Genomic DNA, 23,828 nt, shown 5'->3' with positions numbered 1-23,828 from the left:
TGCTGAACACGGGCGCTTTCTTTTTGCGCGCGGCACCTGAGGGTGCCGCGCCGCTTTCCGATATTGCTACCGCTTTGAGCAGGAAGATCTCCATGTTTGGTTTTACTCGTAACGGCTGGGTCAACGGCGTGCTGTTGGGCCTGACCTGCACCACCCTGCCCGCCTTCGCCGATACCGATTCGAACCTGTTGACCCGCAACACCCTGACCGGTGACTGGGGTGGCCTGCGCCACCAGATGGACGAAGACGGGATCAAGTTCACCGGCGATTACACCGGCGAAATGGCTTACAACGCCGACGGCGGCCTGCACCGCTCCGGTCGTTATTCGCAGAACATCAAGCTCGGCGCGCAGTTCGACCTGAGCAAGTTGTATGGCGTAGAGAACGCCGGCAAGGTTCAGCTGACCATCAACGACCGCCGCGGCAACAGCGCCTCCGAAGACCTGGTCGGCAACCGTCTGCCGATCCAGGAAAACTACGGCGGCCTCTACACCCGCCTGACGGAACTCAGCTACGAGCGCAGCCTGTTCACCCCGGCGCTCAACGTGAAGCTGGGTTACATGGCCATGGGCAACGACCTCGGCGGCCTCGACAGCGGCATTCTGTGCAACTTCATGAACGCCGGTTTCTGCGGCCATCCGCTGAACATGTCCGGCGGCAGCGGCTGGACCAATTACCCGAACGCACACCTGGGTGTGCGGGTGAAATACGACTTGTCGCCGTCCTGGCAACTGCGCGTGGCCGCGTTCAACGTCGATCCGGAAAGCAACGGCAACTCCAGCCGCGCTTGGCATCTGGGCCCGAAACACACCACCGGCACCGTGGTGCCGATCGAACTGGTTTACAAGCACGCGGGCCAATTGCCTGGCGAATACAAGCTCGGTTACTACTACGACAGCTCCGACGTGAAACGCATCGGCAGCGACAAGGAAGTCTCCGGCCGTGGCGGTCACTATCTGCTGATCGATCAGGCCGTATGGAGTTCGCCAACGTCCGAGGGCCGCAGCCTGCATGCGTTCGGCCAATACTCGGCGGCCAGCGAAGCGGCTTCGCCATTCAGCAAGTGGTACGGCACCGGTCTGGTGCTGTACAAACCGTTCGAAGGTCGCCCGCGTGACACCGTCGCTCTGGGCTATGGCCGCGCCGTGCCTAACCCGCGCAGCCGCGACGTACAGCAGGACGCCGCCATGGCCAATGGCACGCAGTTCCCGAACCTGGACAGTGGCGAGCAGTTGATCGAACTCGGCTACGGCTACCAGGCCACGCCTTGGCTGACGCTGCGCCCGAACATGCAATACATCATTGAACCGGGCGCGTTTTCCGGGCAGGACATCGACAATGCGTTGGTGTTTGGCTTGCAGGTGAAAGCTTCGCTCTGACTTCTGGCAGAACTGCAGGCAATAAAAAACCCGGCGTAATGACCGGGTTTTTTATTGCCTGAAAATTGTCGTAACCAAGAAGCTCACTCGACACCGAACCTTTACCCCCGAACCAGCGTCGGAGCTAGGGCGTTAACGCTTACCGCTCGCCACGAGGTTTCCGTTTGAAAGCAGCCATCGTCAAAAAATACCGTTTGATCATCAAGACCATGGGCTACGTGGGCTGGTCGCTGTTCTGGCTCTTGCTCTGGGACATCGCCGTCACCGTCGATTTCATGTTGTTCCTCAACGCCAAGATCAACTTGCCGCTGATGCCGCTGACGCTGCTCGGTTCGGCGCTGGTGGTGCTGATCAGTTTCCGCAACAGCAGCGCCTACAACCGTTGGTGGGAAGCGCGCACGCTGTGGGGCATGATGATCAACAGCTCGCGCAGCTTCGCCCGGCAGGTGCTGACGCTGCTGGATGATCCCGACAACGAAGTGAACCCGGTGAAGGCGACGCTGTTGCGCCGCCATGTGGCGTACGTCAATTGCCTCGCAGCGCATCTGCAAGGTCAGCCCTGCCCGGAGGAAGTCCGCGCGTTCATCCCGGCCGATGAATTCGCCCGCAGCGGCACCACCAACAACTTTGCCAACGACATACTCACCGGTTCCGCAGCGCTGCTCGCCCGGGAATACAAAGCCGGGCGCCTGGACAGCATTCGTCTGGCACGGCTGGAATCGACGATGGTCGATCTGTCCAACAGCCAGGGCGGGATGGAGCGGATCGCCAATACCCCGCTGCCCTACCCCTACGTGTATTTCCCGCGCCTGTTTATCTCGCTGTTCTGCCTGATTGTGCCGGTGGGGCTGGTGGAATCGCTGGGTTGGTTCACCCCGCTGGCCTCGACGGTGGTGGGCTTCATGCTGCTGGCCATCGAACGCATCGGTACTGACCTGCAAAGCCCGTTTCGCCATAGCGAGCACCAAATCCAGATGGAAGCACTGTGCGAAACCATCGAGAAAAACCTGCAGTCGATGCAGCGTGATTCGTTGGGGGATGCGCGCAGGGTTGAAGAAACGGCTTGAAGAACGATCTGAGGGATGCCAGGGCGTAAAGCCCTGGCGAGTCGCAGGTATTACTTGTTCTTTTTCGCCGGCTTGTCAGCCTTCTTAGCATCCTTGGCCTTTTCCGGCTTGCTATCGGCTTTTTTCGCAGACTTTTTCGGTTCGGCGTCTTTCTTCTTGTCTTTCTTGTCAGAGGACTTGGAAAGCGCCGAAGCTGCCGCTGATTTCTTTTCCGGCGAAGACTTTTTGTCTTTCAAGTCCTTGCTGGCTTTCGAAGCATCGTCTTTTTTGCTCTTCTTCTCGTCTTTAGCCACGTTGACCACCTCTCGGAATGTGCCGGTATTGGCACCGGGCCTGTGCGAATGAACACAAGCTGATCGTTAGGCGTGGGCGTTCGGGCGGGGTTCAGATTATTTAGAGTTGGAGAGCTTTTAACCAAGAGGCCAGCAATTTTTGAAGTGGATTTCAATCAGGCCGGCAAATAGCCCATGGAGGCGCAGGGGTAAACTTTGACTCGATCCACTGTTTGAAAGCTATTACAACGGCGCTGGGAAACTTGGCTGACGGCCGGACCAGGTAAACCCCACCAGCGGTGTCGAGTTGCCAGTCCGGAAGAACGTGAAGCAATTTTCCTGCAGCAATGTCATGGCGCATCAGCCATTCGCCTGCGCCGAGTATCCCTGAATCAGCGCAAGCGGCGGCAAGTAACGATTCGCTGTCGTTGGCCGTGAGGTTTCCTTTTGGCGCGACTGTTTGCAACTCGCTGCCGCGAAAAAGCCTCCATTGCGGAAAAGACGCAAGGCCACTAAAGCGAAGGCAATTGTGCTTGATCAGATCGTGTGGATGGTCGGGCATGCCATGCTTTTCTATGTAAGCGGGCGAAGCGCCGAGGATCCGGCGGTGGTCACTTAACCGTTTGGCGATCAGTCGGTTGTCTTCCAGTTCTCCGATTCGGATCGCAGCGTCGAATCCTTCGTCGATGATGTCCACCAGGCGTTCGCTATAGTCTGCGAGGATCGAAACGTGCGGATGTTCCTTGAGAAACTCCGGCAACATCGGACCAAGCCAGCGCCGTCCCATGGCTGCCGGCAGTGCAAGCCGCAACGTTCCTCGAACTTCGCTGGCACCTTGCGTCGCCTGCTGTTGCGCTTCATTCATCAGGTTGATGGCCGAGCGCAGATGCTGCTCAAGCTTGGCACCTACTGGCGTAATTCGAACCTGACGGGTTGAACGCTCGACGAGACGCACACCGAGGCGCTTTTCCATGGCGGCCAGTCGTTTCGATACGACGGTTGGGTGTCGCTGCAGGAGCCGACCTGCAGCGACAAACGAGCCTTGGGAGGCAACGGCCAGAAACGCAGCGATTTCGTCACTGTGCTGACTATTCAGAACATCAAGATTCATGGTTTTAGAATGATCGCCCCCGATGACTGCCCCGACTCCAATGCCGTATGCGCCTGCGATGCATCTTTCAGAGCGTAGCTGGCCCAAATCCTGGGCTTGATAATACCTGCGCCTATGGCGGCCAGCACATCCTGCGCCCGTTCCTGGTACTCACAGGCACTGGCGGTGTGTGCTGCCAGTGAAGGACGTGTGAGGAACAGCGAGCCTTTAGCATTGAGCGTCGACAGTTCTACAGCCGAGGGCGCACCTGACGAGGCCCCGAACGAAACCATCAGCCCGCGTGGCCGGAGACTATCCAAAGACGCCTGGAAAGACGCACGGCCAATAGGGTCGTAGACCACGTCAACCTTTCTGCCCTGGGTAAGACGGCTGACCTCAGACGCCAGGTTGTCGGCATTGAATACCAACACCTCATCACAACCGGATCTCAGCGCTTTTTCGACGCTGGCCAGTTTTGAAACCACACCAATCACGGTCGCCCCCAAGTGCTTGGCCCATGGCACCATGATTTCCCCCAATCCTCCAGCCACGCCATAGATGAGAACTGTGGTGCCCTGTGCCACTGGATAGGTGGTTTTTAACAGGTACTGCGCAGTGATGCCTTTGAACATGACAGCTGCGGCATCATCGAACGACAAGGCGTCGGGTATCTTCACCAGTCGCTCGGCTGGATAAAGTCGGGCCGAAGCATATGAGCCAATGGGCCCAGTAGCATAAGCGACCCTATCACCAACGTGCACATTGCTGACGCCCTCACCCACGGTGACGACTCGCCCGGCCCCCTCCAATCCGAGTCCGGATGGCAGCGCAACAGGCACCGCACCCTTGCGTTGAGTCACATCGAGGAAGTTGACCCCGATGGCGTCCTGTTCAATCCAGACCTCACCTGGCCCGGGCAATTGTTCGCTCAACGTTTCCAGACTCAACACATCAGGCGCGCCGAACTGATTAAAGCGGATAGCGGATACCATGGTCGTTTCCTCTAAGGTCAGAAGTCTTCCAAACAGATGCCGCTAGTGTGAGAACTGACTTACCGACGAACAAGACGGGCTGACTGCACGACATTAATGCATGATTTGCAGCAATAACATCATGGAATGGAGCGCTGCATCAGTTGCGGCGCTGTAAATACCAACGGTTCAAAACTGTCAATAGCACAGTTGTGCGACTGTTCCGCAGATAGCGCAGTGATAGGCTTTTCTGGCGTGACATTACGCGAATGCCCGATCTGTTCAGAAGGCAGGTCGGGGCCAATGTTTAAGCCCGCTGTCAGCTAACTGAAAGGATTCGAACATGAAAAAGTCCATGACTACCCTGGCCATCGCCGCGACACTCGCTCTCGCCGCAACGGTCACAAACGCTGCCGTTCATCCAACGACCATCAGTGCTCCACAGACGGTCAAGCAGGCGACCGCCTCGATTGACACGCCTTTCTCAACACAACAGAAAGCTGGAGAAATCCAGACGGCCAGCCTGGCCAGAAGTTGCTCTGATGAGCGCTATTCCTGGTGGGAATTCAGTGGCTGGGAAATAATCGCCTGCCTCGGAAGCGGTCAGTGGTAATTATTCAAACGAGTCTGGTGCGTGACTTATGTGCTGAGCACGCACCAGCGCCTGTTGTAGCCAAGCGACAGTCCTTACTCTCGGCGATTGAGCGCCCTGCCCCACAAACCCTCTGCTCTGATGCCCCCGCATGCACGCCCCGGCTTGGGGTAATCTTCAAAACATAAAGGTAGGTATGACCGGAATGAACGACAGCCGGAAATTCCAGCGGCTGCTGATCAGGTCATCCGGATGAATCGCCGAGTACTGAATTTCCCCGGAGATCCTCACCGGCAACTTGCCGAAATTGAAAATTCGCCCAGCGCCGATACCGATGGGAAACGTGACTTTGTTGCCGCCCTCGGCCTTCCAGTTGACCGTGACGTTGGGAGTCATGCCGATGCGCCATTGTTCCGGCCCGGGAATCGCCCGCTGAATGAAATACTGCACATTGGTCAGGCTGACGTCCTTGCGCTTGCTATCACCGCCAACCGACCACCAGTGCTGCGGGAACACGCCAAGGGTCCAGTCCGGGCCGAGGTACGCGGCGACGAACGCCGGGCCCAGCGAGTATTTGCCCGTACCGAGCACGTCTTCTTCGGCAGTCGGAAACATCGCGGTCGGGCCGAAGCCCCAGACCATCTTGCCACCCCCGGCAAAGCGGATCGGCTCCTTGGGCGAAAACACACCAACGTAGGCCAGGTCGCCGAAACCGCTGGTACGGTCGAACGGGTCCTGCACGACCGAGGTGAAGTCACCGCGATCGTGCAGAATCTCGTTGGGGCCCATGCCAATCAGGTTACCGGCCTTGCGGTTGACCGGGGCGCTGACGTAGCTGATCGGCAGGCGATTGATCAGGTTCCAGTCTTCACCAAGAGAGATCGGAAAAGTCGGCATGAAACTGTATTTGCCGAGCATCCGTGTGCCGTTGCTGTGCGGACCTTTGAGCGCGGTGTAATCGTACTGGTTGAACAGCAGGACAAGGTTGCCCACCGGGTTGTCCATCAGTCTGGATATCTGTTCGGTGGACGGTTCGCAGCCGGCCTTGACCACTTCTTTCAGGTCAATGTCGAAGTCCTGTTGTAGCTGGTGGCATTTTTCCGGATCGACCTTGGCCCCTGCAACTGACGGGGAACCCAGTTTCGGCAGAGGGCTGGCGGCACAGGCCAAGCCACTGAGCACCGCCCCGCAGAGTGTCAGACTTGATCGAATCCTTATCGATTGCATCGATTTGCACTCCATTTCACCAGGCGTACTGAAGGCGCAGGGTCCAATTGTTCACGTCTGGGGCGCTTCTATTGTTTGATCAGATCACTTGGTTTCCAGCTCTGGTCAAAAAACGCCTGCTTCGGCCCATACAACCGCACGATCACAAGGAAGCCTTTCTCCGGTACGGTCTTGATCCAGTTCTTGCCCTCGCCCGGCGATGTCGGGCCGAAGTAGATGTCAGTGGAGCCGTCACTGTTCTGCGCCGGTTTATCCATCTGATTGAGGGACGGGAACGGCTGGCCGTTGTCCAGGCCCGATGCCGTGAGGTTGTCGTAGGCGGTGACCGACCAGAACAACGCCGCCGGGACATTGGCCGGGAGGTTGAGCTTGTAGGTCTGGGCGCCGTCAAGGAACTTGCCCTCGGCGTCGCGGGTGGTGGCGGGATACTTGGCGCCGGCGCCGACCATGTTCATGACCATGCCCGGGCTGTCGGAATAGGCCGAGGTGAAGAACGCCACGCGCTGCTCAAGATTGGTGAAGCTGCCGCTGGACTGGAACTCGGTATTCTCTCCGGCAAAGGTGTTCACGTATTGGCGATCCTTGTAGTACAGACCACCCGGCTCTTTGTACAGCAAGTGGCTGGTCACCACCTTGCTCATCTTGAACGCGGTGCGCGCGGCGTCATCCAGCAGCTTGCGCCGCTCGGCATCCGGGGCAAAGGGCTTGCCCTTCTCGATGCCCAGGGTGTGCAGGAAGCCGCGCATGTCCATGTCCGCCGGATCGACGGCTTCGGCGTCGATGAAACGCGAGAGCATGTCGAAGTAGCGACCGTCTTCGGGGAACAGCATGTTGATCGGTGCGCCGGTGGCGTCGGGGAATTGCATCGGCAGGGCCGAGTCCTTCTTGCCCAGCGGATAAATCTTCGTACGCTCGACTTCGGCTACCGGCACGCTGAGGTCTTTCGGATCCTTGAAAAAGGTGCGCCAGAACAGGAACACGTTGTTGGTGCGCGAGCGATAGACGAATCCCTCGGTCGGCTCCGGCCCCTTGTAATCAGGCGGGAGCAGCACATAGGTGCCGCCCTTGCCCTTGTCGGGACCCGCCAGGCCAACGTCACCGCGCCAGGTTCTGCCGTCGATGGTCGGCCCGACAATCGGGCGCTGGAAGAAGTCATCGAACATGCCCTGCACACCGGGCGGTGCTTCAACCACCAACGGGCCGTACTTCGCCAGATCCAGATAGCTCATGGCGTAGACCAGGTCGGAATTTGGTGTGGTTACCAGAGTCTTGGCGTTGATGCGTTTTTTCCAGGTCGGCAGGATGTTGTAGCCCGCGCCGAACTGCTTCTCCGACGCTTCCTTCATCGACCATATGTTGATCGCCGGCAAGGCCCACAGATACGACTGCACGGCGCGCTGGAACACCAGCTCCTCGATCAGGCTGCGTGCGGTCGCTTCGGTCGGGAAGCCTTTTTCAAAAGGCTGATTGGCCAGTTCTTCATAACGCGTCGCGGCATCGGCGAGGCCGCTTAGGGAGAGGCTTACGGCCAAGGCCATCAGTGAGGTGCGCAAACGGTTCATCGGCTGTCCTTATGAACACAGTTGGAAAATCGGTTCAGTTGACCTTGACCACCGCCGGTGGCGTCCACTGGCCATTCATCGCGGCCGCTTCCGGCCAGTAGGCGCGAACATAGAGCGAGAAGTCCGCGCCCTTCGGCGCCGGGAGCCAGTTACTTTCCTTGTCGGCGCCCGGCGAATCGCTCTGCACATAGAGCGTCAGCGAGCCATCGGCGTTGGTCTTGAGCGACTTGTTCTTGGTGCCGAGGGAATAACGCCCCAACGAGTTTTCGGCGAAGAAATGCTGCTGGTTGTACAGCGTCAGCGACCAGAAACCCTTGACCGGTGGCAGCGCGCCTTTGGGGAAGGTCACGCTGTAGCGCTGCGCGCCGTTGAGTCGGACGCCGGACTCGTCCAGATCCTGATAGAAGTACTTGGTCTCGATCTGTTTGTTGACGAAGATGTTTGACCGGGCAACCGCCGTGCGCAGGAAGTAGTCGGTGCCAAACGCTGCGCCGTTATCGATGGTGCTCCAGTGATTGGGCAATTGCTTCCCGTAGTTGCGGAACTGCAACAACGGCTTGACCACGTCTGCATCAGACTTTTGCGCCTCGTCGATCATGGCTTTTTTCAGCTCGGGATCGCGCTGGGCGATTTGTGCCAGCACCGCCAATTGCGCATAGCGCGCCTCTTCTCCCGGCAGCGGTTTGGCGTCCTTGAGAATCGCCGGCAGCTCATCGAAGAACTTTTCCGGGAGCACCCAACGCGTTTCCTCGTCACCCGACGCCTCGGCAGGGAATTTCGGCGACTGGCTCCAGTCACGCTGCTTGAGTTTGCCGTCGTATTTGGACAGCGGGTACATGTCGATGCCCGACAAATAGTGTTGGATGGCCTTGCGATCTTCGGCCGTATCGTCCTGGAGCACCCGCGGAATCACGAAACCGGTATTGGTCTTTGCACGAAAGACCTGGGTGATGCCCTCAGGCACCTTGCCGTTCCAGTCCGGCCCCACCAACAGATAGAAGCCCGGTTTGGTGGCGTACATCTTTCCTAGCTCGGCGAAGCTGTCGGAGCGCAGGTCCACCACCTGATAAACCCAAAACCGGTCGCCAAAGTCCGGGACCTGCAAAACCACCGGTTCGATATCCAGCGCAATGCTGCCCGCACCGTAGACCACATCCTGGTTCGGACAAGCCACCAGGCGTTCCCCCGGTGAAATGTAGTCGGTGAGCATCGACAGATGGTTGATCGGCGCCACGGGCACGATGCCCCCCATCAACCCGGCCTGCGGCAGATCCTTGAACTTCAGGCGGCGATTATAAATATTGGCCATCGGCCAACCCCAGAAATACGCCTCCCGCGCCATCATCCGTACGTAGGTTTCGGTCACCTTCACATCGGCTTCGGGGCCGGATACCTGTACTACTGGCGAGGTCTGTGCCTGCACGGCAACCGCGCCGAGCAATACCGCGGTAGCGAACAGACCGCTGGCGAATAAAGGTGTTTTGTTCATACGGAAGGCATCCTTGCTTGGGACGGTTTCTCGGTGAATCAATCTTCTGATGGAAGATTGTTCGTTAGAAAAACCTAGCAGAGGAAATGAGATCGGCCAGAAAAGGTATGAAAAATTAAGATCCTATTTCCATTTCTGATAACTGTCCCTCAGCTCTTGGGCCGTAATCGCAAGCTGAAGGCAAGAACCTGGATAAGGATCGCAACGGAACAAAGGCATCTTGGTGATCGTTCAGCTGTATGGCCCCAGAACAGGCGTTTTTGACCAGCGCTGGAGGCCGCATGATTTGATTCGATCAATAGAGATGAAGTGTGTTGCCCCCTTATCCAAGGGGCAACGTACAAGCGTTGGTGAGTATTGTTAAGCCACCATCTCGCTTCTTTACCCGAGTACGCTGGCAAACGCCTGGGGCGTCGGGCTCTCTTCCCATTGTGCAACGCCTTGCGGCAGAACCAGCCAGGGTTGTTTGCGTCGCGTCCAGATATGCGCCACCGGCGTGAAGTGTTCCGAACCTTCCAACACGCCGCCCCGCACCACACGCATACCGGGCGCGGCGCTGGTCTCGTTGAACAGTCGGGTGTAGCACTCGCCGCAGGCATGTTGCGTGGAGGTATGCCCTTGGTGCTCGTGTACAAAGGTCGCCGTTTCGCCCTTCACCTGCACTGCCGAAGCCGGGCATAGCACGTGCAGGCCGAACGCGCTGCCACTCCAACGCTGACAGTTCAGACAATGACAGGCATACAGCGGTGGCAGTTGCTGCGCCTCGATTTCGATGCTGACCTGTCCACATAGACACTGACCGGTGAATCTCATGCGTTGACTCCTTACAATGACGCCCGGATAAGTTCGGCGCGCATGATCGCTTTTCACTCGCCCGAGCAGAAGAGCAAAAAAGGAGCAGCTGTTGGTCAAGAATGTATGAGCGGTCTTGAATGGGAAAGCCAGCAGGTGTTCCTTGCGGTGCTGCGCTCGGGCAGCCTGAGCGGTGCCTCGAAGTTGTTGGGGATTGCGCAGGCCACGGCCCGCCGACGCCTCGATCATCTTGAGCAGACACTCGGCTTGAGCCTGTTCACCCGCACGCCCTCAGGCCTGACGCCTACGAGTGGGGCGCAGCGCCTCATCGATCATGTCGAGGCCATGGATCTCGCCGCGCAAGCCTTCAACCGGGCGGCCAGCGCTGAAACGTCGGTGGACCACGGCACGGTGCGGCTGACCTGTGGCGAGTTGCTGGGAGTGGAGGTATTGCCCGCTTTACTGCGGAACTTCCATTACGACCATCCTGGACTGAAGCTCGAACTGAGCATCGGCGACGCACTGGAAGACATCGCCAGGCTGCAATCGGATATAGCCGTACGCCTGATGCGTCCGATGGAGGCCGATATCGTGGTGCGGCGGGTCGGCAGCTTGCGGATCGGCGTCCATGCCAGTGCCGAGTGCCTGGAGCGTTATGGTGAGCCCGTCAGCCTGACGTCGCTGCGCCAGCGGCCGCTGATCGGGCCAGACCGTCGCTCAGCTGACTTGCGTCGCTTGGTCGAAGCCGGGCTGTGTGAAGCCGATCAGCATTTCGCGATTGCCACAGATCACCACCTTGCGCAACTGGCTGCATTGAAAGCGGGATTGGGCTTCGGTCTTTGCCCGATACCTATCGCCATAAGTCATGGGCTGATTCACGTATTGCCAGACAGCTTCGGCTTCGAGGTCGAAGTGTGGATCGCGATGCACAGTGACTTGCGCAAAATCAAACGGATCGCCAAGGCGTTCGAAATAGTGGGTGAGGAACTGCATCATTATCTGCGCTCGAACGCCCACTGAGGGAAGTGATCCATGCCAGCACCAGTCCCTGCCCGCCCTACCGGGATAATCGCGATTTATTGGTCTCGCTCTGAATCAACCGGCGCGAACGCTTTGGCAGCGGCCACGGTATCCAGGGATTCGCGCAGCAGCTGAATTTTGCCGTCCTTGGCCACCAGGCGGCCGGCGTACATTTGCCGGTAGATGCGCCCCGTGGCAGGCACCAGGGCCTCTACGCTGTATTCGGCAAACGCCTGGTCGGGTGTGTCGATCAGAAAATGAACGTTGCGAAATTTGAAGTCCGGCACTTTACCGAGCAATGAGCCGATGAAATTCTCAATGGCGGCGGGGCCTTGCACACGGTGGGGTATGCCCAGCGACTCCAGGTAGGGCAACTCCAGCACGCCATCCTCCGCGAAAAGTGCTGCCGCCCGATGCGGCGTCTGGATGGCATCCAGGTAGTTTTGAAGTAATTCCACGGCATTTTTCATGACGACTTTCTCCGAAACGCATAAGGGATGGGCACGCTGCAGGTGCTGACCTGATCACGTTAGGAGATCCCTTTGATTTCAAAAATAGACGTTAATGAAAATCATCGTTTCATAATTGAAAGCCAACGTCTCATGACGGCCATCGCCATTCAGGCTGGCTTAGATGTTCGGCAAAAAAGTCCGACAGCGCTTTGATTTTCACTGGCCGTGTACGCGCCGAGGGGGTGACGAAATACAAACCGCCACGGGCCATGCTCCATTCCGGTAGCACCACGACCAAGCGTCCGTCTTTCAAGTACTCGCTGGCGATAAATTCCGGGAGTTCGGCGATAGCCAAGCCCTCAAGCAACACTGGCAATAACGCATCCGAGTTGGTCACTCTTAACGGGCCGCTGGGCACCACGTCTTCTTCGCTGCCGTCTTTATGGGTGAACCGCCACACTTGGCTGCGGGCCCGGTAGGCATAACTCAGGCACGTGCGGGACGCGAGTTCGCGGGGGTGGCAAGGATGGCCATAAGCGTCCAGATAAGCCGGCGAGGCGACCAGGTATTGAGTGACGGCACACAGGCGCCTTGCAACCAGCGAGGAATCCGGTAATACGGCGATGCGTAACGCCGCATCAAAGCCCTCGGCGATCAGGTCAACCGAGGCATCCGAAAGGTGCAGGTCAATCGACAGCTCGGGATACTGGCGCAGCAACTGCGGCATCAGTGGTGCCACCCAACGCAAGCCAAACGACATGGGTATCGCCAAGCGTACTTGGCCGCGGGGCTGGACCGATAAATCCTGAGCCTCGCTTTCCACCTCTTCAGCCTGCCGATAAATCTCACCCGCCTTGGCCGCCATGCTCGCGCCGAACTCGGTGAGTGCCAGTTGCCGCGAGGTGCGGTTGAACAAGCGCCCGCCCAGACGCTCCTCCAACCGTGCGACAGCTCGCGATACCGTCGGCACCGACACGCTCATGACCCGTGCCGCACCAGCGAACGAGCCCTCTTCGGCTACCTTGGCAAACATCGCCAACCCTTCGAAATCCGGAAGTCTGCTCATTTCATTTCTGCAACGATAGGTTTCAGACAATTCTATTTTGAAAGTTTTTTCCCGTCGATAAGCTTCTCCCACACCGCAACTCACTCATTCGAAATACGGGAGAAACACCATGACTGACAAACTCGAAGGCAAAATTGCATTGGTTACCGGCGGCACCTCAGGCATCGGTCTGTCCACTGCCAAACGCTTCGCTCAGGAAGGCGCTCACGTCTATATCACGGGCCGTCGTCAAGCCGAACTGGACGCCGCTGTCGCCGCGGTTGGCAACGCCACCGGCGTTCAGGTGGATTCCGCCAACCTTGATCAGTTGGACGCGTTGTATCGCCAGATTGGCGCAACCCACGGCCGAATCGATGTGCTGTTCGCCAATGCGGGTGGTGGATCGATGCTGCCACTGGGTGACATCACTGAACAGCAGTACGACGACACCTTCAATCGCAACGTAAAAGGCGTGCTGTTCACTGTGCAAAAGGCACTGCCACTGCTGGCCCAAAAAGCCTCGGTGATTCTCACCGGCTCTACGGCGGGCAGCTCGGGCACCGCCGCCTTCAGTGTTTACGCCGCGTCCAAAGCCGCCGTGCGTTCATTTGCCCGCAACTGGATTCTGGACTTGAAAGACCGCCAGGTGCGCATCAACACCATCAGCCCCGGCGCCACCCGCACGCCTGGCCTGGTTGAATTGGCCGGCCCAGATTCCGCTCAGCAGCAGGGCTTGCTCGACTACATGGCTTCGCTGATCCCCATGGGGCGTGTCGGTGAAGCTGACGAAATTGCCAGCGCCGCGTTGTTCCTGGCCTCCGATGACGCCAGTTTCGTTAACGGTATCGAGCTGTTTGTTGACGGTGGCCAGGCGCAAATCTGAGTAGTCAGCGGGCGATTGTCGCGGTCGCCCGCCACCCCACGCCTGAGTGTGTGCATTACCAACCCGGACGGCGTTCGCTGGTGCTATTGTCAGGCGCAGATTGAGCGGGTGTCACTGCCGCACAATCTTTTTACAGGGTTCTGCCAACGGCTTGCTCGTAGCAGGAAAGGAAATGCCGCCACTGCGACTCATCCCAGAAAGAATGCCGTCTGAGTTGAGGAATGTCGTGACGCGCCGCGCCCATTGCCGTAGCACGACCGCGAGATTTCTCCAGGTCAAGCAGCGCCAGTTCGAAATCGAAGTCTGTGTCGGTAATCGACGCCTTGATAAAGATGTGTTTGGAGCGCATGCAACCGTGCTGCCATTTGCCCGAGTGCATCCGCGCCAGCATTTGCGCCAAACGTTCAAGAAGTCGCAGATGTTGCTCTGTGGTCAACAGGCTTGCAGCGCCCTGGCTATACCAGGTATCCAGATCGATGAAGCCGCCCAGGTCTTTGGTAACCAAGACACCCTGCCATACGCCGTCGACTTTTCTCGCGCCATAAAATACCGGTCTTGGCGCATTCACGCCCAGCTCTTCGAGTCTTGAAAGGGCAACGCCTTCACGCAGTGCGGTGGGTCGGCCAGTGGGGTAACGGAGACTGCGGAACAAATGGCCGGTCTGGCGCTTTACAAAAAACGTCTTGTCACCTTGAACAATCAGCTGGACACCGCTGGTGCCGCTGCGGCGCACATTCGGCGGTTCCACCCACGACCCGCAAGTACCCCACCAGAAATCAAATTCATCGCCTGCCCTGCCCATTGTGCGCTCCATTTATTGTAGAAATCGTTTCGTGCGACGTTTGCATGAGGGTCGCAACAGCAGCTCAGTCTGTTGGTGGACGTTAATAGTTCCCTCGGTGTTCGAGGATTTTAGGGCCAGCTTGGGGCTTTTATGCAACCACGTGACGAAAATTGGCTATTGAGGGGTGTTTATCCCTTCAGGTGTGTCCTTTTCGCCGATAGCCGACGACATCAAACACAGATGCCAACCGCGTCGCGAGGGTCCGCCCGACTGTTTTTCGATTAACTTGAAAGCCGTTAAATTGACCCAGGTCATGATTCAATTCGATTAAGGAAAATAACCAACAACTTTCTTGATCCGCGTTTTCTTTGTGCTAAAAGTATTGCCGCCAGTGGCTCCTTACAGGGATGAGTAAGGGTTTGCTCATCCGCAGCCATTGCCCACGGATGCATACTTTCAACAAGGAAGTCATATGAAAATAGTTGGGCTGTCCGGGATTCTCCCGTCACGCATCGTCAGCAATCAAGACGTTATAAACCTGGTCGAGGAACACTCTAAAGATACGTTCCAGGAAGACTTGCCAAAAACCTTGAAGACCATCAGCAAGTTGCTTGAAAAAAGCGGCAGCGGCACGCGTCACTGGCTGGGCGCCGACGAAACGCCGATGGAACTGATGGAGACTGCATTCAACTCGGCGCTCGCTCAGGCCAACATCGACAAGACCGACCTGGATCTGTTGATCTATCCGAACGTCACGCGAGGCTTCATCGAGCCGGCCAACAGTACGTTCATCGCCAAGGCGCTGGGCCTGAGTTGCAGAAACTTCGATGTGGTCGACGCCTGCAATGGCTGGGTGACTGCCATGGATGTCATCAACAGTAAGATGCAGGCCGGCGAGATTCGCTACGCGGCGATCGTCAATATGGAATTTGGCATGTCTGCTGGCGGGCCGGTCATGCCCAAGAACTTCTCTTTGCAGTCGTCGGCGGAACTGGCTTACAAGTTTCCGAGTTTTACCATTGGCGAAGCCGTCACGGTCACCATCCTCAGTCATGAGGCCCCCGGCAACTTCAAGTTCTCGTACATCAACCGGCCGGACTTGAGTGACTTGTCGACCATCTCCCTACCGGACTGGAAACTGTTCTGTAATGAAGAGGATATTCCACGTATTTCACCGACCGGTGGGCAGTATCAATTCAATTCCTACGCGGCAGCCTTGCATGAAGATGGCCGCAATGAAGCGATAAAAGTCTTCAATCTGCAAAACATCTCTGCAGCAGATGTTCATAAAGTGTTTATTCATACCGGTTCGCCAAAGATGTGGGAGCACATTGGGCAACTGATCGGTATTGATCAAAAGCTGCACCATGTCGGGCACAAGACCGGCAACATCATTACCGCGTCCATCCCCTACGGCATCTTCGATGCGATGAGTCGGGGCGAAGCCGAGACCGGGCAATTTTGCATGGGCTGGGCTGGCAGCGGCGGGATGGTTTTCTCCGCGCTGTCGTTTACCTTGTAGGGCCTGATGCAACTTGCCGTCGTGAGGCGGCAAGTTGCTCGTCCATGATCAAACTGTTGGTCGGTACCAAAACGAAAATCGCGCTTCGATCTCTAGGCCAGCGGCGGGTAGTCGGTATAGCCCTCTTCCGAACCACTGTAAAAAGTGGAGGCATCCGCAGTAGCCAGCGGCGCATCAAGGAAGAAGCGTTCCGGCAGATCAGGGTTGCTGATGAACAGCGTGCCAAATGTGACTGCATCGGCCAGGCCGGTTTGCAGGGCCTGTTCCGCGGACTTCCGATCATAACCAACATTCAACACGAAAATTCCTGAGAACCGCTGGCGAGCCCCGGGCGCCAAGGGTTTCGCGCCTTCCGGTAGAGTCCCGGGTTCCATGAAATGCAGAATTCCAACGTTTCTACTTTCCAGCGCTTCTACCGCGTACATGTAGGTCTGCTCGAGATTGGAGTCGCCCATGTCATTGTACGGAATGCGCGGCGACAGCCTGACCGAGATACGGGCCGGTCCGAAGACTCTGATCGCGGCGTCCGTGGCTTCGAGCAAGAACCTCGCCCGCTTCGCAATGGTACCGCCATATTCGTCGGTGCGTTTGTTTGAGCCGTCCTCCAGAAACTGTGCGGGCAGATAACCATTGGCACCGTGTATCTCTACACCATCAAAGCCCGCATCTTTCGCGGCCTGTGCAGCTTTTTCGTAGTCCGCAATGGTGGACTTGATTTCATCAATAGTCAGTTCGCGTGGGGTCACCGAGGGTTTGATGCCTTCTGGCGTGAATGCTTGGCTATTGAAGGGGACTGACGATGGCGCGACCGGGAGTTCTCCTCCATGAAAATCAGGATGAGATGCTCTACCGGTGTGCCAGAGCTGGGCGAAAATGAGGCCACCGGCTTCATGAACTGCCTGAGTTACCTTCTTCCAGCCCGCAATCTGTTCAGGCGTATAGATCCCTGGGGTATTCGTCCAGCCGACGGCCTGGGCGCTGATCTGGGTGCCTTCGGTAAAAATAAGGCCCGCCGATGCGCGCGGTGCGTAATAGGTCGCAGTCAATTCGTTGGCCACCTGATCCTTGGATCGACCTCTTGTCATCGGCGCCATGAACACCCGATTTCTGAAAGTGAGCTCTTCGTTGTTCAAGGGGGTTAGAAGCTTAAAATTTCCCATACTTTCCTCAGAATAAATTTATTGAATGTCCGCCCGTGCCTAACGATTTCTCAAGCGCGGCTCGACCAAAGAAATGCTTCTGTCGGATGCTCGATTGGCTGGCTGCAAGCCGCCGGCAATAGTGGCGAACGAAGGGTTTGGTTCGGACCGCTTCCCTCAAGTGAGGACAATCGACAAGGTATCAATAATAAACCTGGCGTCAATTAGGCACCGTTCGTACACCTGGTAGGTCTGAGGATACCTACCGTCAGGAAATGGTCGGCGGCGTATGGGCTGGCGAGCCATATACAGTGGCCTCGCGCGCAAGAGCAGGACGCTCTGCGTTTATGATCGAACGGCCTGAGCAATCGATGTGAAGGTTCGGTTGAAGCAGGTATCGAGATTGATTGCCCGCGGTTGAAAGGCAAAAACCAGCGCACTGCCAACAACAAAAAGTGTTAGCAGAGTTTCATGCTTACATGATCGCGCTGGTTCGATTGAGATCTTCGGTGTTTTTCAAGCCATCGGATGACAAGTCCCGAAGCGCAGCATGGGCGGCCGACAACGCGTTCAAGTAATCCAGTGAAGCAACCTTCCCTACGTACTTGTTGGTCCGATTGCAGCGGCGTCGAACTTCTGCCGGGCAGCATCAACCTCCGGCAACTTGGCGAGCGTCCATTCATGCAGTGCTCGAAAAGGTTGTTGCAGCGTGCGGCCCAGCGGCGTGATTTGGTACTGCACCGCGACTGGCGAAAGCGAAATCACCTCGCGCGATACCAGGCCGTTGCGCTCCAGCCGGCGCAGACATTGCGTGAGCGCTTTTTGGGTGACGCCTTGCAGGCGACGACGGATCGCGTTGAAACGTTGCGGACCGTCATCAAGCACGGCTAATACCATCATCGACCATTTATCAGCGATCTGCTCGAATAAAGCCCGGCTAGGGCAGTCGGACGAGAAGCACAGCGGTTCGAGTTCAAGCATGGCGGTTTCCTTCTGTATACCTTGGCGCTCTAAGGCGCGAGATTGACGCCAAGTTTACTGGATATACCGAGCCTGAGAACGCTTTCTACCATTGTTTTGCCGGAACACTCTGACGCACATAATAATTGTCGAATTCACTGCTTTCGGTGAATTGGAAGCCATGGCGGGTATAAAAGCGATTCGAGGCACTTTCTTTCAGAGCGCCAACTTTAACAGGGAGCGCAGCCGCATCCGCCTCTTTGAAAATCTGAGTGAGAACAGCAGCCCCTACACCTGATCCTTGCGCGCTCGGTCTCACATACAAGTGGTCGAGCAAGAGTTCATTGTGGTGATGCTTGACCACTACAAAACCAACCCTCTCTCCAGATACCTCGATATAGCGTGTGTTGCGAGCGTCAAAACCGCCAAGAAACCGCTCTCGCGCACGCACCGGATCAAATCGCCCGACACGCTCCAGACTTTCGCGCATGGCCTCAATTCGAATGGCTACAAGATTGTCCAGGTCGCTTGGTTGAGCCGGGACCAAAATGACTGGGAAATATTGATTGGGTGCGACGGGCATAGGTTGTGCTCTATTTACCATCCTGGAAGGCCAGTATAGAGAGCCTGACTTGTGGGGCCCAGTTTGGCTTCACCGTCGAATTCAGGCACCCATCTCAAAAACGAACATGACCTGGTCAATCTGGGTTTTGATTGCCAGAGCCTTGCGTGACCGACAGGTCTCCAATGCGACCTCATGGTATTCACATGTCGATATCAGACACGATCATGGCGCAATCAGGCTATTGAATCTGCTGCAAGGCCGGCTAAGGTGCCGTGTCTTCCTATCAAAACAATCCCGGTCAGATCATGGGGTTGATAAGAACTGCGGCGGTTGGACGGGCTTCTCTCGGGAGTTCAGCAGGCAACGATGGTGACCGATCGTGTGCCCGTTCAATGGCTTAAATGTCGATCAGCAGAGAATAAAAATACCGATGATCAGCCCGAACTCCATGGATTCGAGTAGCCAATTGGCGCAGGGCTTCAAGCCTCGTCACGTCACAATGTTGTCCATCGCCGGGATTATCGGCGCCGGTTTGTTCGTCGGTTCAGGACACGCCATTGCCGCAGCAGGGCCGGCGGTGCTTCTCGCCTATCTGTTTTCAGGTCTGCTTGTCGTGCTGGTCATGCGCATGCTCGGCGAGATGGCGGTGGCCAACCCGGACACCGGTTCGTTCTCCACCTACGCCGACCAGGCCATCGGCCGCTGGGCCGGTTTTACCATCGGTTGGCTGTACTGGTGGTTCTGGGTGTTGGTGATTCCCATCGAGGCATTGGCGGCCGGGCATGTGCTGCACCAATGGTTTCCGCAGGTCGATGCCTGGCTGTTCGCGTTGGGATCGATCATTGCGCTGGTGGTGACCAACCTGTTCAGCGTGTCCAAGTATGGTGAGTTCGAGTTCTGGTTCGCCATGGCCAAGGTCGTGGCGATCATCGGCTTCATCGGGGTCGGTTTTGCCGTGTTGATGGGCTGGGTGCCCGACCGCGAAGTCAGCGGGTTGAGCGGCCTGATGGCCGAGCACGGCGGGTTTGCGCCCAACGGCTTGTCCGCGGTGGTCGGTGCTTTCATCACGATCATGTTCAGCTTCATCGGTACGGAAGCGGTGACCATCGCAGCCGCCGAATCGAATAACCCGGCGCAGAACATTGCCAAGGCCACCCGCTCGGTGATCTGGCGCATCGGCGTGTTCTACCTGCTGTCGATCTTCGTGGTCATCTCCGTAGTGCCCTGGAATGATCCGCTGCTGGCCTCGGTGGGCTCGTATCAGCGCGCCCTGGAAATCATGAACATTCCAAACGCCAAGTTCATGGTCGACGTTGTCGTGCTGATCGCCGTGGCCAGTTGCATGAACTCCTCGATCTACATTGCCTCGCGCATGCTGTACTCGCTGGGCCGTCGCGGCGATGCACCGAAAACGCTGAAGACCACTTCCGCGGCCGGTGTGCCACGCGCCGCCGTGATCGCCAGCACCGTGCTGGGTGCGTCGATCACCGTGTGGAGCTACTTCATGCCCGCCGGGCTGTTCGAGTTCCTGCTGGCCAGTTCCGGGGCGATTGCCCTTCTGGTGTACCTCGCCATTGCGGTGTCGCAGCTGCGCATGCGGCGGATATTGCAACAGCGCAAGGTCGAGCTGACCTTCCGCATGTGGCTGTTTCCATGGCTGACGTGGCTGGTGATCGGCTTCATCTGCACGGCGCTGGCGGTCATGATGATCACCCCGCAGCACCGCACCGAAGTCACCACCACCATTGGCCTGGCGCTGGCAATCTCCTTTATCGGCCTGATCACGTCGCGTCACCCTGCCCCGGCGGCACGCGCAACGTCGGTGGGCTAGGCGTTCACGCCAAAGCCGATATTCCCTTGGCGAAGACCAAGGGAATGACCGACGCCTGCATCTCAGACCGATTCCTGTGAGGACACGATGTCATCGACCCCCACCGTGGCCGACGGTACGACCCAATCCGTCGGGTTTCTGCTGTTGGATAAATTCACCCTCATGTCGCTGGCATCCGCCGTCGAACCACTGCGCATGGCCAATCAATTGTCGGGGCGAACGCTGTATCGCTGGCATACCTTCAGCGCCAATGGTGCGGCTGTTTGGGCCAGCGACGGGGTCCCGATCACGCCGGATGGCTCGTGGAGCAACCCCGGCGTGGCGGACACGGTGATTGTTTGCGGCGGGGTCGGCATCCAGAGCGTGATCACCCGCGAGCACACATCCTGGCTGCAAGCCCTGGCCCGGCAATCCAGACGCTTGGGCGGTGTGTGCACCGGTAGCTGGGCACTCGCCAAAGCCGGATTGCTCGATGGTTATGAGTGCAGCGTGCATTGGGAATTTCTGGCGGCCATGCAGGAAGCTTTCCCACGCGTAAACGTCAGCACCAGCCTCTTCACCCTCGACCGCAACCGCTTTACCAGTTCCGGAGGAACAGCGCCGCTGGACATGATGCTGCACCTGATCGCCCGTGATCACGGTCGAGAGTTATCCGCCGCCATCTCGGAGATGTTTGTTTACGAGCGCATCCGCAACGAGCAGGACCATCAACGCGTACCGCTCAAGCATGTGGTCGGTACGCATCAGCCCAAGCTGCAAGAAGTCGTTGCGTTGATGGAGGCCAATCTTGAGGAACCGATCGAGCTGGACAACCTCGCCGAATACGTCGATCTGTCACGCCGACAGCTGGAGCGGTTGTTTCAGAAATACCTGCAATGCACGCCGTCACGCTACTACTTGAGGTTGCGGCTGATTCGCGCGCGACAACTGCTCAAGCAAACCTCGCTGTCGATCGTAGAACTGGCGTATGTCTGCGGATTTGCCTCCACACCGCATTTCTCAAAATGCTATCGCGAGCACTTTGGGGTGCCGCCGAGCGACGAGCGCTCTGGTTCTGCAATGAGTCGTAAACGGATAACGCCGCCGTCATCGATTAACACACTGACAACGTTCGATCAGGCGAGAAACGAATCGACGTTTGCCAGTGTTCGAATGATGGCGCGTGCCGATCTGGCTTGAGCAAACCGAGGCAAATCGGCCGGGAACACCCAAGATGCCCCGGCCATGTGCCCTGCCCGTTTACGCCTGATCCAAGGCCTCCACCACGCCTTTGTCTTCTCCAAGAAACCCGCCGCTCTGATGCGCCCACAGCCGCGCATACACGCCGTTCTTCTCCAGCAACTCCGAATGGGTGCCCTGCTCGATGATGCGCCCGTCATCCATGACAATCAGCCGGTCCATCGCCGCAATCGTCGACAGTCGATGCGCGATCGCGATCACGGTCTTGCCCTGCATCATGTCATCAAGGCTTTCCTGAATCGCCACTTCGACTTCCGAGTCCAGTGCACTGGTGGCTTCGTCGAGCAGCAGGATCGGCGCGTTCTTCAGCATCACTCGGGCAATCGCCACCCGTTGGCGCTGGCCGCCGGACAGCTTGATCCCGCGTTCACCTACCAGAGTGTCGTAGCCGGTATGGCCCTGACGGTCGCTGAGTTGGCTGATGAACTCGTCAGCCTGCGCATTGGCAGCGGCGCAGCGGATCTGTGCGTCTGTAGCATCGGGCCGGCCGTAGGCGATGTTGTCGCGAATCGAACGGTGCAGCAGCGAGGTGTCCTGGGTGACCATGCCGATCGCACTGCGCAGGCTGTCCTGAGTCACGTGCGCAATGTTCTGGCCGTCGATGCGAATCTCGCCGCTGTCGACGTCATAGAAACGCAGCAGCAAGTTGATCAGCGTCGATTTGCCCGCACCGGAGCGGCCCACCAGACCGATTTTTTCACCGGGACGAATGCTCAGGCTCAGGCCATCGAGCACCTGACGCTCGCCACCGTAGTTGAACTTGACCTTGTCGAACGTCACCGCGCCGCCAGAGGTCACCAGCACGCCGGCATCTGGCGCGTCCTGAACCTTGGTACCTTGGGTCAGCGTCGCCATGCCGTCCTGGACGGTGCCGATGCTTTCGAACAGCGAGGTCATCTGCCACATGATCCAGTTCGACATGCCGTTGATCCGCAACGCCATGGCGGTAATCGCCGCCACCGCACCGGCGCCGACGTCGCCTTGGTGCCACAGCCACAGGGCATAGCCGCCCGCTGACATGATCAACCCCACCACCAAGGCCTGATTGACGATCTCGAACAGGCTGACCAGACGCATCTGGCGAAAACCGGTCTGCTTGAAATCTTCCATCGCCGCCCGCGCAAAATGTGCTTCGCGGTTGGAGTGGGAGAACAGCTTCACCGTGGTGATGTTGGTGTACGCGTCGGCGATACGCCCGGTCATCATCGAGCGCGCATTGGCCTGTTCCTGGCCAACCTTGCCCAGGCGCGGCACGAAGTACCACATGGCCAGACCGAACAGCACGACCCAAGCAAGAAACGGCAACATCAGCTTCAGCGCAAAACCGCCAGCCAGGGCAATGATCGCGATGAAGTACACGCCAATCCCCGGCAAGATCTCGATCATGGTGAACAGCACGTCGCGTACAGCGAGCGCGGTCTGCATGACCTTGGTCGTGACCCGGCCGGAGAACTCGTCGGAGAAAAACGAAAGGCTCTGCCGCAGCATCAGCCGATGGAAATCCCAGCGCAGGCGCAGCGGCAGGTTAATCGCCAGAATCTGGTGCTGGACCATGGTGCGCAACGCCACCAGCCCGACACTCAAGACCATGACGATACCCATACCCCACAACACGCGGCTCTCCTGCACCGCCGCTTCGCCGCCGGCCTGCCACGTCGAGAGCAGATCGACGACCTGGCCGAGGAAGGAAAACAGCCACGCTTCATAGATCGACACAGCAGCGCTGAGCAACGCCAATGCCAGAATGTAGCCGCGAGCGCCGCGAGTGCAGGCCCAGAGAAATTTAGCCAGACCGTTGGGTGGCGGTGGCACCTCGTCAGGCGGGAAAGGGTCGAGTCTTCGTTCAAACACACGAAGCATGATGTTCTCCTGAACGTTCAAGTCAGGGAGATTCTGCCACCGATTGGATCCCGGGAGGTCTTTGTGAAAAAGTGTGTGCTCCCGACC

General features: G+C 57.8%; 22 protein-coding genes. 8 read left to right on the top strand and 14 right to left on the bottom strand.

Annotated features, from left to right (window positions below; genetic code table 11):
• The first annotated feature begins 92 nt into the window (after positions 1 to 92).
• Positions 93 to 1,379: a carbohydrate porin gene (locus tag CRO59_RS21430; RefSeq protein ID WP_027611780.1), complete on the top strand. Its 1,287-nt coding sequence runs from the start codon at positions 93 to 95 to the stop codon at positions 1,377 to 1,379.
• A 164-nt stretch (positions 1,380 to 1,543) separates the two neighbouring features.
• A complete protein-coding gene (locus CRO59_RS21425) occupies positions 1,544 to 2,446 on the top strand; it encodes a bestrophin family protein (RefSeq protein ID WP_007967141.1) in 903 nt (300 codons plus the stop codon).
• Between the two features lie 50 nt (positions 2,447 to 2,496).
• Here CRO59_RS21425 and CRO59_RS21420 read toward each other — a convergent pair whose 3' ends face one another.
• From CRO59_RS21420 to CRO59_RS21410, 3 genes are all read right to left on the bottom strand, one after another.
• Entirely contained in the window at positions 2,497 to 2,739 is a 243-nt protein-coding gene (locus tag CRO59_RS21420; protein WP_096796081.1) for a hypothetical protein, read from the bottom strand.
• 151 nt (positions 2,740 to 2,890) lie between these two features.
• The gene (locus CRO59_RS21415) at positions 2,891 to 3,829 is read right to left on the bottom strand and encodes a LysR family transcriptional regulator (protein WP_027611778.1); all 939 of its coding nucleotides are present in this window, start codon (positions 3,827 to 3,829) and stop codon (positions 2,891 to 2,893) included.
• A complete protein-coding gene (locus tag CRO59_RS21410) occupies positions 3,826 to 4,800 on the bottom strand; it encodes a quinone oxidoreductase (RefSeq protein WP_027611777.1) in 975 nt (324 codons plus the stop codon). The genes CRO59_RS21415 and CRO59_RS21410 overlap by 4 nt, the downstream gene beginning before the upstream one ends.
• Positions 4,801 to 5,122: 322 nt before the next feature.
• On the opposite strand from CRO59_RS21410, the gene CRO59_RS21405 reads away from it, so the two are divergent.
• Positions 5,123 to 5,392, top strand: coding sequence for a hypothetical protein (locus CRO59_RS21405; RefSeq protein ID WP_097089810.1), 270 nt, complete (start codon positions 5,123 to 5,125; stop codon positions 5,390 to 5,392).
• A 156-nt stretch (positions 5,393 to 5,548) separates the two neighbouring features.
• Here the strand turns inward: CRO59_RS21405 and CRO59_RS21400 are convergent, their stop codons facing one another.
• From CRO59_RS21400 to CRO59_RS21385, 4 genes are all read right to left on the bottom strand, one after another.
• Entirely contained in the window at positions 5,549 to 6,598 is a 1,050-nt protein-coding gene (locus tag CRO59_RS21400; RefSeq protein ID WP_177409033.1) for a hypothetical protein, read from the bottom strand.
• 68 nt (positions 6,599 to 6,666) lie between these two features.
• The gene (locus CRO59_RS21395; RefSeq protein WP_096796007.1) at positions 6,667 to 8,160 is read right to left on the bottom strand and encodes a DUF1254 domain-containing protein; all 1,494 of its coding nucleotides are present in this window, start codon (positions 8,158 to 8,160) and stop codon (positions 6,667 to 6,669) included.
• A 34-nt stretch (positions 8,161 to 8,194) separates the two neighbouring features.
• Positions 8,195 to 9,649: a DUF1254 domain-containing protein gene (locus CRO59_RS21390; protein ID WP_097089811.1), complete on the bottom strand. Its 1,455-nt coding sequence runs from the start codon at positions 9,647 to 9,649 to the stop codon at positions 8,195 to 8,197.
• Between the two features lie 381 nt (positions 9,650 to 10,030).
• The gene (locus tag CRO59_RS21385; RefSeq protein WP_097089812.1) at positions 10,031 to 10,462 is read right to left on the bottom strand and encodes a GFA family protein; all 432 of its coding nucleotides are present in this window, start codon (positions 10,460 to 10,462) and stop codon (positions 10,031 to 10,033) included.
• 42 nt (positions 10,463 to 10,504) lie between these two features.
• On the opposite strand from CRO59_RS21385, the gene CRO59_RS21380 reads away from it, so the two are divergent.
• Positions 10,505 to 11,461: a LysR family transcriptional regulator gene (locus CRO59_RS21380; RefSeq protein WP_097089813.1), complete on the top strand. Its 957-nt coding sequence runs from the start codon at positions 10,505 to 10,507 to the stop codon at positions 11,459 to 11,461.
• 56 nt (positions 11,462 to 11,517) lie between these two features.
• Here CRO59_RS21380 and CRO59_RS21375 read toward each other — a convergent pair whose 3' ends face one another.
• Positions 11,518 to 11,931 carry a nuclear transport factor 2 family protein gene (locus CRO59_RS21375; RefSeq protein WP_097089814.1) on the bottom strand — a complete coding sequence of 138 codons (414 nt, stop codon included), beginning with the start codon at positions 11,929 to 11,931 and terminating at the stop codon, positions 11,518 to 11,520.
• A 130-nt stretch (positions 11,932 to 12,061) separates the two neighbouring features.
• Positions 12,062 to 12,979 carry a LysR family transcriptional regulator gene (locus CRO59_RS21370; protein ID WP_097089815.1) on the bottom strand — a complete coding sequence of 306 codons (918 nt, stop codon included), beginning with the start codon at positions 12,977 to 12,979 and terminating at the stop codon, positions 12,062 to 12,064.
• Between the two features lie 109 nt (positions 12,980 to 13,088).
• Between CRO59_RS21370 and CRO59_RS21365 the strand changes: the two genes are divergently transcribed.
• Positions 13,089 to 13,841: an SDR family NAD(P)-dependent oxidoreductase gene (locus CRO59_RS21365; RefSeq protein WP_027611768.1), complete on the top strand. Its 753-nt coding sequence runs from the start codon at positions 13,089 to 13,091 to the stop codon at positions 13,839 to 13,841.
• Positions 13,842 to 13,971: 130 nt separating this feature from the next.
• Here the strand turns inward: CRO59_RS21365 and CRO59_RS21360 are convergent, their stop codons facing one another.
• A complete protein-coding gene (locus CRO59_RS21360; protein WP_097089816.1) occupies positions 13,972 to 14,643 on the bottom strand; it encodes a lipopolysaccharide kinase InaA family protein in 672 nt (223 codons plus the stop codon).
• 454 nt (positions 14,644 to 15,097) lie between these two features.
• On the opposite strand from CRO59_RS21360, the gene CRO59_RS21355 reads away from it, so the two are divergent.
• Positions 15,098 to 16,147, top strand: a complete 1,050-nt coding sequence (locus tag CRO59_RS21355) for a 3-oxoacyl-[acyl-carrier-protein] synthase III C-terminal domain-containing protein (protein ID WP_097089817.1) — start codon at positions 15,098 to 15,100, stop codon at positions 16,145 to 16,147.
• A 92-nt stretch (positions 16,148 to 16,239) separates the two neighbouring features.
• Here the strand turns inward: CRO59_RS21355 and CRO59_RS21350 are convergent, their stop codons facing one another.
• The 3 genes from CRO59_RS21350 to CRO59_RS21340 all read right to left on the bottom strand — a co-directional run bounded on the left by CRO59_RS21350 (position 16,240) and on the right by CRO59_RS21340 (position 18,829).
• Positions 16,240 to 17,307, bottom strand: a complete 1,068-nt coding sequence (locus tag CRO59_RS21350; protein ID WP_097089818.1) for an alkene reductase — start codon at positions 17,305 to 17,307, stop codon at positions 16,240 to 16,242.
• Positions 17,308 to 17,883: 576 nt separating this feature from the next.
• Positions 17,884 to 18,267 carry a helix-turn-helix domain-containing protein gene (locus tag CRO59_RS21345; RefSeq protein WP_027611764.1) on the bottom strand — a complete coding sequence of 128 codons (384 nt, stop codon included), beginning with the start codon at positions 18,265 to 18,267 and terminating at the stop codon, positions 17,884 to 17,886.
• An 85-nt stretch (positions 18,268 to 18,352) separates the two neighbouring features.
• Complete coding sequence (locus tag CRO59_RS21340) at positions 18,353 to 18,829, bottom strand: GNAT family N-acetyltransferase (RefSeq protein WP_097089819.1); 477 nt, start codon at positions 18,827 to 18,829, stop codon at positions 18,353 to 18,355.
• Positions 18,830 to 19,241: 412 nt separating this feature from the next.
• Between CRO59_RS21340 and gabP the strand changes: the two genes are divergently transcribed.
• Both gabP and CRO59_RS21330 read left to right on the top strand, forming a co-directional pair.
• On the top strand, positions 19,242 to 20,642 hold the full coding sequence (gene gabP, locus CRO59_RS21335) for a GABA permease (protein ID WP_097089820.1): 1,401 nt from the start codon (positions 19,242 to 19,244) through the stop codon (positions 20,640 to 20,642).
• Between the two features lie 87 nt (positions 20,643 to 20,729).
• Positions 20,730 to 21,821: a GlxA family transcriptional regulator gene (locus CRO59_RS21330; protein WP_097089821.1), complete on the top strand. Its 1,092-nt coding sequence runs from the start codon at positions 20,730 to 20,732 to the stop codon at positions 21,819 to 21,821.
• 60 nt (positions 21,822 to 21,881) lie between these two features.
• Here the strand turns inward: CRO59_RS21330 and CRO59_RS21325 are convergent, their stop codons facing one another.
• Positions 21,882 to 23,741 carry an ABC transporter ATP-binding protein gene (locus CRO59_RS21325; RefSeq protein ID WP_097089822.1) on the bottom strand — a complete coding sequence of 620 codons (1,860 nt, stop codon included), beginning with the start codon at positions 23,739 to 23,741 and terminating at the stop codon, positions 21,882 to 21,884.
• Positions 23,742 to 23,828 lie beyond the last annotated feature (87 nt).

The organism is Pseudomonas sp. LAMO17WK12:I5 (genome assembly GCF_900215165.1).
GTDB lineage: Bacteria > Pseudomonadota > Gammaproteobacteria > Pseudomonadales > Pseudomonadaceae > Aquipseudomonas > Aquipseudomonas putida_A.
Note: the sequence above shows the minus strand (reverse complement) of the source record. Positions and strands in the feature narration are given on the sequence as shown.

What these genes read in the sequence shown, in the direction of transcription:
- CRO59_RS21405 (WP_097089810.1), top strand. Translation starts at nt 5,123, where the DNA reads ATGAAAAAGTCCATGACTACCCTGGCCATCGCCGCGACACTCGCTCTC.
- CRO59_RS21385 (WP_097089812.1), bottom strand. Translation starts at nt 10,462, where the DNA reads ATGAGATTCACCGGTCAGTGTCTATGTGGACAGGTCAGCATCGAAATC.
- gabP (WP_097089820.1), top strand. Translation starts at nt 19,242, where the DNA reads ATGATCAGCCCGAACTCCATGGATTCGAGTAGCCAATTGGCGCAGGGC.
- CRO59_RS21365 (WP_027611768.1), top strand. Translation starts at nt 13,089, where the DNA reads ATGACTGACAAACTCGAAGGCAAAATTGCATTGGTTACCGGCGGCACC.
- CRO59_RS21430 (WP_027611780.1), top strand. Translation starts at nt 93, where the DNA reads ATGTTTGGTTTTACTCGTAACGGCTGGGTCAACGGCGTGCTGTTGGGC.
- CRO59_RS21400 (WP_177409033.1), bottom strand. Translation starts at nt 6,598, where the DNA reads ATGCAATCGATAAGGATTCGATCAAGTCTGACACTCTGCGGGGCGGTG.
- CRO59_RS21340 (WP_097089819.1), bottom strand. Translation starts at nt 18,829, where the DNA reads ATGCCCGTCGCACCCAATCAATATTTCCCAGTCATTTTGGTCCCGGCT.
- CRO59_RS21330 (WP_097089821.1), top strand. Translation starts at nt 20,730, where the DNA reads ATGTCATCGACCCCCACCGTGGCCGACGGTACGACCCAATCCGTCGGG.
- CRO59_RS21410 (WP_027611777.1), bottom strand. Translation starts at nt 4,800, where the DNA reads ATGGTATCCGCTATCCGCTTTAATCAGTTCGGCGCGCCTGATGTGTTG.
- CRO59_RS21370 (WP_097089815.1), bottom strand. Translation starts at nt 12,979, where the DNA reads ATGAGCAGACTTCCGGATTTCGAAGGGTTGGCGATGTTTGCCAAGGTA.
- CRO59_RS21390 (WP_097089811.1), bottom strand. Translation starts at nt 9,649, where the DNA reads ATGAACAAAACACCTTTATTCGCCAGCGGTCTGTTCGCTACCGCGGTA.
- CRO59_RS21395 (WP_096796007.1), bottom strand. Translation starts at nt 8,160, where the DNA reads ATGAACCGTTTGCGCACCTCACTGATGGCCTTGGCCGTAAGCCTCTCC.
- CRO59_RS21380 (WP_097089813.1), top strand. Translation starts at nt 10,505, where the DNA reads ATGATCGCTTTTCACTCGCCCGAGCAGAAGAGCAAAAAAGGAGCAGCT.
- CRO59_RS21345 (WP_027611764.1), bottom strand. Translation starts at nt 18,267, where the DNA reads ATGCTTGAACTCGAACCGCTGTGCTTCTCGTCCGACTGCCCTAGCCGG.
- CRO59_RS21325 (WP_097089822.1), bottom strand. Translation starts at nt 23,741, where the DNA reads ATGCTTCGTGTGTTTGAACGAAGACTCGACCCTTTCCCGCCTGACGAG.
- CRO59_RS21360 (WP_097089816.1), bottom strand. Translation starts at nt 14,643, where the DNA reads ATGGGCAGGGCAGGCGATGAATTTGATTTCTGGTGGGGTACTTGCGGG.
- CRO59_RS21355 (WP_097089817.1), top strand. Translation starts at nt 15,098, where the DNA reads ATGAAAATAGTTGGGCTGTCCGGGATTCTCCCGTCACGCATCGTCAGC.
- CRO59_RS21415 (WP_027611778.1), bottom strand. Translation starts at nt 3,829, where the DNA reads ATGAATCTTGATGTTCTGAATAGTCAGCACAGTGACGAAATCGCTGCG.
- CRO59_RS21350 (WP_097089818.1), bottom strand. Translation starts at nt 17,307, where the DNA reads ATGGGAAATTTTAAGCTTCTAACCCCCTTGAACAACGAAGAGCTCACT.
- CRO59_RS21375 (WP_097089814.1), bottom strand. Translation starts at nt 11,931, where the DNA reads ATGAAAAATGCCGTGGAATTACTTCAAAACTACCTGGATGCCATCCAG.